Source organism: Corynebacterium sp. CCUG 65737 (genome assembly GCF_024454115.1).
Lineage (GTDB): Bacteria > Actinomycetota > Actinomycetes > Mycobacteriales > Mycobacteriaceae > Corynebacterium > Corynebacterium genitalium.
In genome coordinates, this window is the sequence record NZ_JAGPZB010000010.1 from 42,093 (window position 1) to 55,192 (window position 13,100).

Annotated in this window: 12 protein-coding genes and 1 pseudogene; 8 read left to right on the forward strand and 5 right to left on the reverse strand. The window is 59.8% G+C overall.

All coding sequences use genetic code 11. The annotated features are described in order from the left end of the window. Position 1: 1 nt before the first annotated feature. Positions 2–1,174: a restriction endonuclease subunit S gene (locus tag KBX17_RS08620; RefSeq protein ID WP_256019409.1), complete on the reverse strand. Its 1,173-nt coding sequence runs from the start codon at positions 1,172–1,174 to the stop codon at positions 2–4. Next, entirely contained in the window at positions 1,174–2,760 is a 1,587-nt protein-coding gene (locus KBX17_RS08625) for a class I SAM-dependent DNA methyltransferase (protein ID WP_256019410.1), read from the reverse strand. The genes KBX17_RS08620 and KBX17_RS08625 overlap by 1 nt, the downstream gene beginning before the upstream one ends. A 259-nt stretch (positions 2,761–3,019) precedes the next feature. On the opposite strand from KBX17_RS08625, the pseudogene KBX17_RS08630 reads away from it, so the two are divergent. Then, positions 3,020–3,184, forward strand: a pseudogene (locus tag KBX17_RS08630) (UDP-galactopyranose mutase); the annotation flags it as partial. On the opposite strand, the gene KBX17_RS08635 reads toward KBX17_RS08630, so the two are convergent. Further along, positions 3,181–3,855, reverse strand: coding sequence for a GAP family protein (locus KBX17_RS08635; protein ID WP_256019412.1), 675 nt, complete (start codon positions 3,853–3,855; stop codon positions 3,181–3,183). The pseudogene KBX17_RS08630 and the gene KBX17_RS08635 overlap by 4 nt on opposite strands. 75 nt (positions 3,856–3,930) lie before the next feature. Between KBX17_RS08635 and KBX17_RS08640 the strand changes: the two genes are divergently transcribed. The 3 genes from KBX17_RS08640 to KBX17_RS08650 all read left to right on the forward strand — a co-directional run bounded on the left by KBX17_RS08640 (position 3,931) and on the right by KBX17_RS08650 (position 6,518). Further along, on the forward strand, positions 3,931–4,503 hold the full coding sequence (locus tag KBX17_RS08640) for a TetR/AcrR family transcriptional regulator (RefSeq protein WP_256019413.1): 573 nt from the start codon (positions 3,931–3,933) through the stop codon (positions 4,501–4,503). A 24-nt stretch (positions 4,504–4,527) separates the two neighbouring features. Continuing rightward, entirely contained in the window at positions 4,528–4,782 is a 255-nt protein-coding gene (locus KBX17_RS08645; RefSeq protein ID WP_256019415.1) for a hypothetical protein, read from the forward strand. 128 nt (positions 4,783–4,910) lie between these two features. Beyond that, positions 4,911–6,518 (forward strand): sodium:proton antiporter, encoded by a 1,608-nt coding sequence (locus tag KBX17_RS08650; RefSeq protein WP_256019416.1) that lies wholly within the window; start codon positions 4,911–4,913, stop codon positions 6,516–6,518. Here KBX17_RS08650 and KBX17_RS08655 read toward each other — a convergent pair. After that, on the reverse strand, positions 6,454–7,608 hold the full coding sequence (locus KBX17_RS08655) for a glycosyltransferase family 87 protein (protein ID WP_256019418.1): 1,155 nt from the start codon (positions 7,606–7,608) through the stop codon (positions 6,454–6,456). The genes KBX17_RS08650 and KBX17_RS08655 overlap by 65 nt on opposite strands. A 401-nt stretch (positions 7,609–8,009) precedes the next feature. Between KBX17_RS08655 and KBX17_RS08660 the strand changes: the two genes are divergently transcribed. Continuing rightward, positions 8,010–8,243 carry a three-helix bundle dimerization domain-containing protein gene (locus KBX17_RS08660; protein WP_005288070.1) on the forward strand — a complete coding sequence of 78 codons (234 nt, stop codon included), beginning with the start codon at positions 8,010–8,012 and terminating at the stop codon, positions 8,241–8,243. 149 nt (positions 8,244–8,392) lie between these two features. Here KBX17_RS08660 and KBX17_RS08665 read toward each other — a convergent pair whose 3' ends face one another. Beyond that, positions 8,393–9,097 (reverse strand): hypothetical protein, encoded by a 705-nt coding sequence (locus KBX17_RS08665; RefSeq protein ID WP_256019419.1) that lies wholly within the window; start codon positions 9,095–9,097, stop codon positions 8,393–8,395. Between the two features lie 524 nt (positions 9,098–9,621). Here KBX17_RS08665 and KBX17_RS08670 point away from each other — a divergent pair. Genes KBX17_RS08670 through KBX17_RS08680 form a run of 3 tightly spaced genes read left to right on the forward strand, consistent with a single transcriptional unit; the run spans position 9,622 to position 13,073 of the window. After that, complete coding sequence (locus KBX17_RS08670) at positions 9,622–11,583, forward strand: glycosyltransferase (protein WP_256019421.1); 1,962 nt, start codon at positions 9,622–9,624, stop codon at positions 11,581–11,583. Further along, a complete protein-coding gene (locus KBX17_RS08675; RefSeq protein WP_256019423.1) occupies positions 11,573–12,097 on the forward strand; it encodes a phosphatase PAP2 family protein in 525 nt (174 codons plus the stop codon). The genes KBX17_RS08670 and KBX17_RS08675 overlap by 11 nt, the downstream gene beginning before the upstream one ends. Beyond that, positions 12,090–13,073: a decaprenyl-phosphate phosphoribosyltransferase gene (locus KBX17_RS08680; RefSeq protein WP_256019424.1), complete on the forward strand. Its 984-nt coding sequence runs from the start codon at positions 12,090–12,092 to the stop codon at positions 13,071–13,073. Before KBX17_RS08675 ends, KBX17_RS08680 begins: the two co-directional genes overlap by 8 nt. The last annotated feature ends 27 nt before the right edge of the window (positions 13,074–13,100 follow it).

Below are 13,100 nucleotides of genomic sequence, written 5' to 3' on the forward strand. Positions count from 1 at the left end.
GCTACGCCTCGTTCTCTTCACTTGCAATGTCCACGCCTGCAGCGGTGACCTGCTGCGCTTCCTTCACAGTGATCTTTCCACTCATGAGGTGCGGTAGCAGCTCATCGCGGGTTTTTGCGAGGATCAAATTTTGCTTCGTGAGAACCAGAGCCTGGTTGTGCAACCCGGTAAGAAGATTTAACTGGGACTGGTCCATCTCAATCTCTGGGATGGGTGCATTAGAAAGGTCAGTGTTGTTGATTGAGGCGAAGACCGTCCCATTGTCTTGGTGCGTATTCCAAATCTCTGGGTGAGCTCGGAGAAAGTAGAAGAGGGCGACGTGGTTAGCCGAGCCGCGAATTGCCGCTAAACCGCGGCCGATTGCGGTGGGTTCGGAAGCGACGTTCACTGCTCCTACAGGTGCACGAACCGCGAATAGGATGTCTCCCGTTTCCGCTTCTCGTACTGGGTTCTCGGTGAAAACCCGTTTCTGAGGTGTTAGTTCACCAAAGTCTCGCACACCTTGATAAAAAGGCAGCCCGCCGACTTCTTCCTTGAGATACTCGCCTTTCGGAGAAGTGCCCATGGTTATCCGGGCTACGTCGCCTAATCGGACGTTGTTCGACTGCATTCCCCGTTCCACAATCTTTGCAGCTAAAGCGGTGGAGGAGTTAATTGCTCTGGTGTTTGCCGCGATTTTGTCGTCGATAGAGCCGAGGACGCCGCTGACCTTCACTTGCTCTGTTAAAGGCGGTAGCGCAATGGGCCAGTTCGGCATATCCCCAATAGGAATTCGATTAACTGTAGCTCCGTAGAGCGTTCGCTCCTGCAGAAATGCTTGCCATCTCGGGCTAAGCCAGAAGTAGAGAAGATAGCGAGGATTGACCATATTGTTATCGGGCCTCAGCAACGCCATTCGGCGCCCCAACGCTGCAGAGATTCCCTCCGGCATCAGTGCTGCTTCACCGATCCGAGTTTCGTACGAGAAGAGCAAGTCGTCTCGTCTGGGCTGGACGCGTCTAGTCCAGGTTTCGAAATCGCTCGGAGAGATCCGATCAGCAGTGGATAGGTCTAAGCGACCGTTTTGAAGACCACTGATATTGAGGAAGTGCAGATCCCCTGTACTAATTCGCTTGGGAGTCGCATGAGGACCGTCATAAATTTCACCTATATCTTTGAGCCTCAACAATTCCATTACCCCAACCTCCCCAGCTGCTTGCGGACAACGGTGTCGAGATGAGCCGATTCGTCCAGGGCTGCGGTGAGCTCGGCGGTCAGTCGTGAGATCTTCTCGTCGATCGGTTCGGCATCTTCCTCGGACTCGGCGAAGCCGACGTAACGGCCGGGAGTAAGCGCGTAATTCGCTTCGCGAATCTCCTCAAGTGTTACCGCTTTGCAGAAGCCGGGGACATCTTCGTACTCGCCTTCGGCAGTTGAGCGGCCACGCCATGTCCGGAACGTGTTCGCTATCTTTTGGATGTCCTCGTCGGAGAAGGTTCGCTCTTTGCGGTCGACCATGTGGCCGAGGGAGCGGGCGTCGATAAGCAAGAACTGTCCGCGGCGATCGATGGAGCCCTTCGACCCTGCGCCCTTGTCCTTGGCAAAGAACCAGACGCATACCGGAATGCCCGTCGCCCGGAAAAGCTGAGCCGGCAGCGTGATCACGCAGGAGACAATGTCGTCCACGAGCATGTTCTTGCGGATCTCGCCCTCACCCGAGGTGTTTGAGGTCATGGTGCCGTTGGCCATTACCACGCCTGCCTCGCCCTGGGGGCCGAGCTTGGAGATAATGTGTTGCATCCAACCGAAGTTCGCGTTCTTCTCTGGCGGGACGCCGTAAATCCAGCGCTTGTCGTCGGTGTTGCGGACCCAGTCCTTGATGTTGAACGGCGGGTTGGCCAGCACGTAATCCATCTCCACACCAGGGTGGATGTCGCGGGCGAAGGTGTCCCCCCAGCGCTCGCCGAGACCCTTTGCGCTTAGGGCATGGATGGCGAGGTTCATGCGGGCCATGCGCCACGTGCGTTCGTTGAGCTCCTGGCCATAGATCGCGATTGCGGACGGATCCTTGTCATGCGTGTCCAGGAAGTTCTCCGCCTGGACGAACATGCCGCCGGAACCGCAGCAGGGATCGTAAACGCGGCCTTCCGTCGGCTCAAGGATTTCCACGAGTGTGCGAACCACCGGGCGAGGGGTGTAGAATTCGCCGCCGCGCTTGCCCTCAGCGGAGGCGAAGCGGGCAAGGAAGTACTCGTACACTTCGCCGAGTAGATCGCGGGCGCGCTCGGGGCCTTCAGCGGTGAACCGGGTGGTGCTAAAAAGGTCGACGAGCTCTCCGAGGCGACGCTGGTCCACGCTATCGCTGTTGTAGTTGTGCGGCAGGGTGCCCTCCAGGGAGGGGTTGTTGGCCATGAGGGTTTCTGCGGCTTCGTCGATAAGCTTGCCGATCGCCTTGAACTCGCCGCCAGCATCGCTGGTCTTGCCTTTGGAGTGGCGCTGCAGGTAATCCCAGCGAGCTTCCGGGGCGACCCAGAACACGTTCTTTTCCAGGTAGGCGTCACGGTCCTCCAGCTCCTCGAGGATTTCCTCCTCGGTTGCGCCCTCCACTTCGAGCTCGGCTTGGAGCTCCTGGCGGCGGGCATCGAAGGCGTCGGTGACGTACTTGAGGAAGACGAGGCCAAGAACGATGTCCTTGTATTGCGAGGCATCCATGGAGCCGCGCAGCTTATCGGCGGCTTTCCACAGCGTGTCCTGGAATTCCTTGATGGGGGTGGCAGTCATACCTGTGAGCCTACTTTGCGAGCAAACCAGGGCCGCAAAAGATATCGCGAGCGTGTTCGCTTTCTTGCTCAAGTCAGCGTACAGCTGAACCAACGTCGGTGGGCGAAGTATGTGAATTAGCGACGATGGCGTAGTGACCGGTTGAGTTATGGGATTGGTTTCGGGCCACGGGTGAAACTTTAAAGCCTTTTCGAGGGCATCGAGGTTCGAAGCAGTGTTGAAGCATGCCGAAACGAGGTTCAACTTCACGCGACATCTCGCCGCCGAATCCCGCGACAACAAGGTCCTCTTCGGTGGCCGCCTAGGCACCTACCAGTACTTGGACATGCACATGGCGATCGGTGCGGCCCTGTCCGTCTTCGACAACCACGTTCGCCCCTACTTCGAGGACGGCAAGGCGATTGATCAGCCGCGCGGGCACTAGCGGATAGCGCCCACGCTGTGGATGACCATGTAAATGCCGACGATGGCTGCGATCCACAGCAGAGTCACCTTGGCTTCGTACTGAAGGCGGGGGATGGCCTTCTCGAGGCGCGGGAAGAACCTCTGCCCCGCCACGAGGGCAATCATTGCCAGAATCACCGTCGGCGCGATCATCACTCCGCAGTAGGCGGCGATGCCTACTAGCTGACCTGCCATGGGCGTATCCCAGTCGCTGATGATTCCCATCGCCGCAATGTAAGGCAGCATGGTCGCCGCTTCCGTCAGTGACGCTCCTAAACCCAAGGCGATCATTTTGGGCAGGCTGGTCCGGATCGGCTTGTTCAACTGCTTCGGCAGTTCGCCCGGCGCAGGTTTGACCGGGTCGGGTCCGAAGATTCCGTAGATGGCCAGAATCGCGCCGAGGATCAGTGTGATCCAGGGGAAGGCGGGGGTATTGATGATCCGTTCAACATACGAACTCAGGCCGGTGAACCCCAGCAACATGGCGACTCCGAGCGCGAAGTACACCGCTGCGACGGTGAGCAGGTACGCGGCCAGTGCCGGCACGCGCACGGACCGCCACATGACGATGAGTGCCAACGGGATGACGAGTGTGCCGATGCTCAAGCTGTCGAGCAGGGCCAAACCAACGAGCGGAATGAGGGAGTGCATGGTGGAAAACCTTCTCTGTCGTACGAGCGTATTAATCCCTTACGAACGTACGACAGACTAAGCTTGTGTGCAACCATGAATGACTTTTCGCTGGACCATCAGTTCACGGAATCGTCCGCTGCCGTCGCCGATGCGACCATTAGGATCATCGCTTCCCGCGGCCTCGACGCAGTGAGCGTGCGCGAAGTGGCCAAAGAATCCGGTCTCGCTGCGGGATCCGTGCAATACCACGCCCCGAACAAGGAGATCCTGCTGGCGCACGCGTTCATTCGCTCCATTCAGCGGCAGACGGCACGCCTGGAAGAGGCGCCAATCCCGAACGATGAATTCGAGGCCTGGGTTGTCCGACTCTCTGAGTTACTCCCCCTTGGTGGCGAGCGTCACGAGGACGCGGCGATCTGGGTCACCTACGGCTCAGCGTCAGCAACGCGCGACTGGATAGCCGACCTTTACAGTCAAGTGCTTCGCGATTTCCAGCAAGCAGTCGTGGCTGAGCTGGGTGACATGGACAACGCCGAGCGCAAAGCACGGCTCATTACGGCGTTGGTCAACGGCTTGACCATCGACAACCTGGGGGCTGACGAAGCGGAGGCTGATCGGGTTGTCGGCGACCTCCGCGAAGGTCTGCGCTTGATCCTCGGCGTCTAGCGTCCTTTCACTATCGTCGGGTGCATGGAACCGCAGACTGAAATTTTCGTCCACCACCAGTGCCCTCATTGCGCAAGCGTCATCGAGCAGTTCAACGCTGACCCGGCTCAGTTCGGCGGCGCTGTGCTGCTCGACATCACCGACATCCGCAACCTCAAGATGTTCCTCAGCTACCGCGACACCCTGGCGGGGTACAAAGAGATTATTGAGCAGGGCAAGATCGGTGTGCCGTCGAAGGTCATTGACGGAGAGGCCGTCGAGTTCTTCGACGAGGTGTAACTGTCCAAAATTTCGAAACGCCAAGTGAAACCGTTTCAGAATGCCAAGTGAAACCGTTTCAGAATGCCAAGTGGGCTCTGTGACCTGCGGTAACCTGGAGTGTCCCACCCCTCCGCTACCATGAGCGCGTGACCATCCTTCTTGCCATCATCGGTCTCCTTCTTGCCACTGCCCTCGTCGCCGCGATCGGTGAGCGCACCGGGCTGCCGTGGTCTGCACTGTTGACCATCGTTGTTGCGCCGGTGCTGTTCATTCCAGGTATTCAGACGGTGAGCCTGGATACAGATCTCATTTTGCCGATCTTCATTCCACCGCTGCTCTGGTCGCTTGCTCGCCGAACGAGCTGGGGCATGATCCGCGCACAAGTGCATGTGGTGCTTGTGATGTCGGTGATGTTGGTCTTTCTCACCATCGCGGCATTGACGGCCACGGCGATGTGGCTCATGCCGGGCATCGGCCTCGCTGCGGCAATGGTGCTGGCTGCGGCGATCGCCCCTCCGGACCCGGTGGCTGTCGACGCGGTGGCGGGTTCGGCGGGCATCCCCAAACGCATCACCGGCACGTTGGAAACTGAGGGCCTGTTCAATGACGCTGCCTCCATCGTCGCGTTCAATGTCGCACTCACCGCGCTCGTCGCAGGTGGGGACGTGGACTTCAGTGAAGGTGCGCTCAAATTCCTCTACTCCGCTGTCGTGGCTGTGATCGTTGGACTGATCGCCGGCCGTTTGGCGGCGTTGTTCGTCAATACTGTCCACGATTCTCTGATCCGCAGAGCGTTCACGTGGGTCTTGCCCTTCGCGATCTTCATCGCGGCAGAGGAAATCCACGCCTCGGGTGTCATCGCGATTGTGATCGCGGCCGTGGAAATGAGCTCCCGCGCGTCGTTCACCGCCGAAGATCGCCTCTCCGGAAACGCTTTCTGGGAGACCATTGAGCTGCTGTTCACCGGTCTCGCATTCGGCCTTATCGGGATGAGCGTGCGCGACGCGATTGACGACGCTGGAACAATGGTGTGGCAAGCCGTCGGCATCGGACTCGTTCTCTCCATCGTTGCCTTCGTGGTGCGTTTCGCCTGCATGTGGGTGCTGTACCAGTTCAAAAAGCGGATGAACCGCACCGACGTCGCGCCGCTACGCATGCAGGAGGTGCTGCTCATGACCTGGGCCGGCATGCGCGGCCTAGTCACCCTGGCGTTAATACTGTCCATCCCAGCCGGCACGACCAAGTACCACTACGAGTTCTCTGTCATTGCCCTAAGCGTGCTGACCTTCACCATGGTCATTCCAGGGTTGCTCCTGCCGTGGCTGGTGCGCCAAATGGACCTCGAGAATGGTCCCGACGCGAAGGGCGACCGGGTCAACGCCGAACTCAACCAACGCGCCTACTTGGCTGCACGGCGGGCAATCCAGGAGCATGGCCCGGAGCTCGCGCCGGAGTCTTATGAGATGGTCCAGGTGTGGCTGGGCGAGTTCGCCGAAAGGAGGCAGGTGGATCCGGAGGGGGCGAAGGAACGTCGTCAAGCATTTGCTCGCGCGCGGAAAGCCGCAGCTGATTTGCAACGCATCGCCCTGCAAGCTGCGACTGAAGAGCTGCAGAAAGCGCGCGGCGAGCGGCGCTATAACCCCGCCGACGTCGACGCGGTGCTCGATGAGATCGACCGGCTCGTGATCGCTAGCGAACGTGACGCTCTAGCATCTCCGGGGCAGATGGTCGCGTGGCAAAAGCCCACGCCGTGACGACGAAGGGGAGAGCCAGGAACATCAGCGGCGGCAGCGAGTGCAGGATCAGGCTGTCGGATGGCCACGTCGGATTGGCGAAGATGACCGACATGAGCAGCCACATCGCCGGCCAATGCATGGGGGATTGCGGTCTGGCCACGGTGAGAACCATCGGCAGCAGCCAGATCGAGTAGTAGGTCTGCAGTAAGCCGCTGGCCATGAAGCCACCGGCGAAGCAGACACCAAGCGTGACGAAGGCCCACATGACCTCGTCGACATCTCGCCAGCGCCAGAGCTTGACGACGGCTGCGAGCGTGGCCGCAACAACTAACAGTGTCAGCAGCGTGACTACCCACTCCGGCCAGCCGAACATGATGCCCAGGCCAGCGACGGAGCCGTTGAAGCGGGGGCGGGGCTCCGATAGATAAGGCACCAGGTTGGTGAAAAACAGCTCTGGCTGTGCAATGGTGAACCAGCCAATAGCGAACAGGGCCGCGCAGGTGACCGCGGCGACAACGACCACCGCTGCTTGGAACAGCAGAACCGAGATGATCATGAGCACGCCGAACTGCGGTTTCACAGAGATCGCCAAGCCTGCGACGATGCCCGCCACGTACGCTTCCGGGCGGGTGAAATGCTCTTTCCAGTTGGCCCCGCGCAGGCGCAACGAGCACCAGACGAACACCACCATGAGCAGCAGCAAGAACCCATTGATGTTTGTCAGGGACAACGTCGCGCGAACCGGTTCCGGGGTGAAGAACACGACCGTCACTATGAGTGGGAAGACGTAATGGAAGTGGCGTTTGGCCACCATCCACGTTGCTAACGCCAGCGCCGCGATGATGCACAGTGCGCCAAGGGCCAGCATGACTAACCGGCCAGTGGACTCATCGCTGAAGACGCCGATCGGGGCGATCACCACCGTCCCGGCGGGCGTGTACAGGTAGTGCGGCATGTCGATCGTGTAGTCCGAGGCGAACACCGTCTGCCCAGCAAGATATTTGCGTGCTGCAGTCCACACCGGCGTGAAGTCAGTGCCGGGATTTTGGAAGGGGACGGTCACGGCCGCGTGGAGGAGCGCGAACAGCATGGTTGCATACAGAAGCACGGCCCAACGAGGGCCTTCCAGGGCTATGGCCAGGCGGTTTCTGGTCGTTGTCGACACAAAAGGAGACTAACACGGCAACTGCGCCGGGCCGGGGACCTGAAATGCGAATGCCAGGTTAACAAACCGGATTGTTGGGTCGCGTCAAAGTTAACCCATGGTGAACAAGGTTGATGGGGCAACGATGCGCTTCGGCGTGTCGCGTCTTTTATGCTGGTAAACGGTGTAAGAATAGGTTGATATGAACCAAAGCTTGACGCTGACCAACTATCTGCTAAAGTTAACGGCAGGTTAACGCAGAGGGAACGAGAAGTTCACTTTGAACCTCGCCCGAGGAGGTCCCCCTCCACGGGCAGAACACATTCAACTTCATGGCAATCGCAAAAACTTGAAAGGAGGATGCCATGATCGCAATCAAGAACATTTCCCAGGACCTGCACGCCCGCTTCGGCGGTGCCGTCGACGCCGACGTCATCGACGCAGTCTTCGCAATGGCACTGGCAGAGCACATGGACCGTGCAACGGTGACCAAGTGGATCCCGGTTCGCGCAGAGCGCGCCGCTATCGCGGAGCTCACCAAAATCGCTGACGGCACCCTCGACGCCGCTATGTACGCGGACGCCGCGCTTGCCGCATAACCCCCTCTAGCTAACGAAGAGTTAGCACCCGAATGGCCCCGCTTCGGCGGGGCTTTCGGAATTTCTGGCCGGGTGTAGTTGATTGTCCCTCAACAGTTGTTTCGATTTAACTGTCGCCAGACCTTAGTAGGGTAGTAGCTCAACCTTCTTCAATACGGCCTGAAATCCGGCATCGTTTCATGTACGGGAATGGGGATATCGACGTAAATTTTGAAATCGTCGTGGAAGCTAGTGATACCTGCTTGATGATATTTAGCTGCAGTTTTCGGGTAATTGAACTTCAGGCGAACGCAATCAACGTCCTCATCTAGCTCACCCAGATCTAGAACTGCATCCCCGCCGCTTCGAAGGTAGTACTCAGGAATGCCATTCCACTCATTGGGCTCGACTTGAAAAAACTCGCCGTTCGAATCCTGGTCGATGATTACCAATTTCTCGCTCCACTCTCGCTGCGTCTTTCGTTCTTCACGACAAGCCCGAGCAACCTCTGGATCAAAGGGGTCATTAGAAGAGACATCCGGAAAATAGGCGCTTGGTCCAACCGAAAGCCCGGATACGTCGGCACCAGTTCTGTTGACAAAGATTAACTGTAGGCCTTGATTGGGCTGGTTAGAGCCCTGGAAGTAGTAGTACCAACCCGTTACTTTGTCGGCAGCGCTCTGAGACATGATGTACTTGTACTGGAACAGCTTCCACCGAGCATCATATTCTTCCCGCTCCTCACGATTGCGATTGTCGAAACGGCGAGTAATCACCCAAGAGACTAAGCCACCGAGAAGCGCGCTGATTACCAGACTCATGAACTGGCCAAAGGATTGAGTAAGCGACGGATCTGATCTGAAGAAGTCATACATTGTTAACTCCGGAACCAAGAGCTGACTCGAGACGTTGAAACTCGCTGGGCGATATCACCCGTTTCCTTAAAAGTACTCCAGCTGCCCCGCTTGCGCTCGGTGGCTGAAAACTCTGGGTAGTCTCCATTTCCTGGAAGGTGTCTTGCTGTTTCAATGCGGTTCGCACTGGACGTGGCGACAGGGAGTCATCGCGGTGAGGGCCAGAATACTGCTCGCTGTTTTCCGGAATACTGCTCAAGTAAACGTGCAGGTCAAAAACGTGCGGTTTGGTTTATGTGGTCGAGCAGTATTCCGGGGCCTGACGGATTGCACTCCGCATTGCGGAGTCCCTGGGGTTTTGCGGAGGAAGTCCACGCTGCGGCGCCTCTGGGGTTTGAGGAACCGGCTATGCGCCGAGCTCACCTCAACCTGAGATTCCTTACGGAATCCCCCAGCCAACCGCGCGCCAAGAGAGGAGTCGACCGGGCAGAACGATTACGCTGGTGTCGATAAGCCGACTGGTTAACTAGACGAAAGCGAGTCCCGTGGAAAACCCCGAGGATAAATCCGTCAAATCTGTGGATGTGCTGCAGCGCATCCTGTTGCCGCGGAAGGGTGAGCCGCATGATGTGCGGATGCTCTACCTGATCGAGTCGGATCACAACACGCAGCGTGTGAGCTGGCCGGATCGCAGCAGGGTCGCTGTGCCGGAGGGGGCAGAGGTCTCGTTCCAGACGTACTTCAATGCGTTCCCGGCGAGCTATTGGCGCCGCTGGTCGCAGCTCAGCGAGGTCGTCTTGGCTATGGATGTGGAGGGCGCGGCGACAATTTCCGTGTACCGCTCCAAGCACGATGGCACGCGCATCTCGGTGGTCAATGTTGAGGCGCAGGACGAGCGCGTTGAGATTCCGCTGAAGCTCGCCAACTTTGAAGATGGCGGATGGTTGTGGTTTGACGTGAACGCGGAGTCGGAGGCGTCGATAAGCAACGCGGGTTGGTGTGCGCCGTGCGAACCGCAGGAGCAGACGCTTCCCGACGGCACCACCATCGCCCCCTCCGAGAAGAAGGTGGCGGTGGGCATCCCGACGTTCAACCGCCCCCGCGACGCCGTCAATGCACTGCACGCGCTGGCGGAGGATCCGCTGGTGCTCGGCGCGATCACGGATGTGCTCATGCCGGACCAGGGCAACCAGCACCCGGCGGATGAGCCGGACTTCGCCCAAGCGGAACAGAACCTGCAGGGCCGGTTGAAGATCTTCCCGCAGGGCAACCTTGGTGGATCGGGCGGCTACTCGCGCATTATGTATGAGGCGCTCAACCAGACTGACGCGCCGTTCATCCTGTACATGGACGACGACATTGCGATTGAGCCGGATTCGATCCTGCGCGCGGTGCAGGCGGCGCGGTACGCGAAGAGCCCGATTCTCGTCGGCGGGCAGATGCTCAACCTGCAGGACCGCAGCCAGTTGCGCACCTCTGGCGAGCGTGTCAATCGCGGGGACTTCATGTGGGGTGCGGCGGAGCACGCCGTGTACGACCACGACTTTGCGAAGTACCCGCTGGGGTACGTCGGCACGGAGGAAGAGGATCTCGACCCGCGGAAGACGACGTCACGGCCGCTGCACAGGCGTATCGACGTCGAGTTCAACGGCTGGTGGATGTGCCTGTTCCCCCGCGTAGTGGCTGAGCAGATGGGCTTGCCGCTGCCGCTGTTCATCAAGTGGGATGACACGGAGTACTCGCTGCGCGCTGGCCGCGCGGGCTTTCCCACGGTCACCTGGCCCGGCGCCGCCATCTGGCACATGGCGTGGGCTGACAAGGATGACGCGATCGACTGGCAGGCGTACTTCCACCTGCGCAACCGCCTGATCGTCGCCGCGTTGTACCACGAGGGTGAGCCGGATGGGGTGCTCAAGTCCATGGCGAAGTCCACGTTCAAGCACTACATGTGCATGGAGTACTCGACCATTGCGATCCAGAACGAGGCGATGAAGGACTTCCTCAAGGGCCCGGACCAGCTCTTCGAGATTCTCGAGTCCTCGCTGCCGCGCATCCAGTCGATCCGCAAGGACTACTCGGACGCACAGGTCATTGAGTCCGCATCGGATCTGCCGGGGCCGACGGGTGCGCCGGGTGTGCCGACGAACAAGATCGGCGGCCGCCTGGCCAAGGTGAAGAAGATTCCGTGGGCGGTCAAGAGCCTGCTGCACATGCGCAAGCCGGAGGATCGCGCGCATTGGGAAGCCCCGCAGCTCAACCTCACGGCCGAGGAGGCCCGCTGGTACACGCTGTCCCGCGTGGACTCGGCCACTGTGTCTACCGCGGGTGGCACTGGTGTGGCCTTCCGCAAGCGCGATAAGAAGCTCGCGGACGATCTCGTTGACCAGCAACGCGAGCTCCGTGAGGAGATTGATGAACGCTGGCCGGAGCTGACCCGCGCCTACCGTGCGGCCCAACCTGACCTGACCAGCCATGAGAACTGGAAGAAGATCTTCGATGAGCAATAACTCGTTGAACTCGACGGAAGTAGACATCCTCCGCGAGCTTCAAAACGCGCTTTACGACGCCCCCGGTGTCCTTCCGGTCGCCCGCGGGTTGAGCTTGTTCGGCGAGCACGCTTTGGGCTGGATGGGTGTTGCAGCCGTCGGTGCCGTGGCGGATCACGAGAAATCCCGCCAGTGGATCGCGATGGGGGCCGGCGCGTTCACGGCGCACGCGACCTCGGTCATCCTCAAGCGCATCGTGCGCCGCCGACGTCCGCACGATCCGCGGGTCAAAATCGGTGTGGGTACGCCGTCGAAGTTGAGCTTCCCGTCGTCGCATGCGACGTCGACAAGCGCTGCGATGGTGCACTTGGCCGACATCACAGGGTCGAAACTTCCGTACGCCGGAATTCCCGTTATGATGGCCTCCCGCATGGTTTTGGGGGTGCATTACCCCACGGACACCCTGGTGGGTGCCCTGCTGGGTACCGGGGTGGCCCGCGCCGCGATCAACATTGAGAGGGACACCCGTGACTGAGCCAGTTGATGAGCCGTTCCTGAAGTCCGAGCCCCACACCGAGGGCGTGGACTACAACCGGAAGAAGAATCCGCCGAAGAACCTCCCGGACGCGATGATCAAAGGTCTGCGTCCGAAGCAGTGGGTCAAGAACGTCCTTGTCGTGGCGGCGCCGCTGGCGGCGGGGCTGGACTCTTTCACCTCGCGGACGGCCGTCGACATCCTGCTGGCCTTCATCACGTTCTGCTTCGCGGCATCCTCCATCTACTTGGTCAACGACGCCCGCGATGTCGAGTCTGACCGCGAGCACCCCACGAAGCGCTACCGCCCGATCGCCTCGGGCATGCTGCCGATCGGTCTCGCGTACGGCATGTCGGTCGTGCTCATTGCGCTGGCCGTTGGCCTGTCCTTCCTGGCCACCGACGGTATTGCGCTGGCAGCTGTGGTCGGCGTGTACATTGCGCTGCAGCTCGGCTACTGCTTCGGATGGAAGCACATCCCGGTGATCGACATCGCGCTGGTGTCCTCCGGATTCATGCTGCGCGCCATGGCCGGCGGTGTGGCTGCTGGCATCGACCTGTCGCAGTGGTTCCTGCTCGTCGCCGCCTTCGGTTCGCTGTTCATGGCGTCCGGTAAGCGCTACGCGGAGCTGCTGCTTGCGGAGCAGACTGGAGCCAAGATCCGCAAGTCTCTGCAGGGCTACACCCAGACGTACCTGCGCTTTGTGTGGACGCTGTCTGCAACTGCCGTGGTCATGTCCTACGCACTGTGGGGCTTCACTCTCTCCAACGGTGTCCCTCCGGAGCAGGGCTTGTGGTACCAGATCTCGATGGTGCCGTTCATCATCGCGATCCTGCGCTACGCCGCGGAAGTGGACAGCGGCAACGGCGGCGCACCTGATGAGATCGTGCTAGAGGACCGCGTCCTCCAGGCGCTAGGAGTGCTGTGGATCCTGACAATCGCCATGGCGGTCTACATCGTGCCTGCGTTCTCGTAGCCCCACCCGCAGGATAAAATCACGGCC

Coding starts and splice junctions, on each gene's coding strand:
- KBX17_RS08620 (WP_256019409.1), bottom strand. CDS start 1,174: ATGGAATTGTTGAGGCTCAAAGATATAGGTGAAATTTATGACGGTCCT.
- KBX17_RS08625 (WP_256019410.1), bottom strand. CDS start 2,760: ATGACTGCCACCCCCATCAAGGAATTCCAGGACACGCTGTGGAAAGCC.
- KBX17_RS08635 (WP_256019412.1), bottom strand. CDS start 3,855: ATGCACTCCCTCATTCCGCTCGTTGGTTTGGCCCTGCTCGACAGCTTG.
- KBX17_RS08640 (WP_256019413.1), top strand. CDS start 3,931: ATGAATGACTTTTCGCTGGACCATCAGTTCACGGAATCGTCCGCTGCC.
- KBX17_RS08645 (WP_256019415.1), top strand. CDS start 4,528: ATGGAACCGCAGACTGAAATTTTCGTCCACCACCAGTGCCCTCATTGC.
- KBX17_RS08660 (WP_005288070.1), top strand. CDS start 8,010: ATGATCGCAATCAAGAACATTTCCCAGGACCTGCACGCCCGCTTCGGC.
- KBX17_RS08665 (WP_256019419.1), bottom strand. CDS start 9,097: ATGTATGACTTCTTCAGATCAGATCCGTCGCTTACTCAATCCTTTGGC.
- KBX17_RS08675 (WP_256019423.1), top strand. CDS start 11,573: ATGAGCAATAACTCGTTGAACTCGACGGAAGTAGACATCCTCCGCGAG.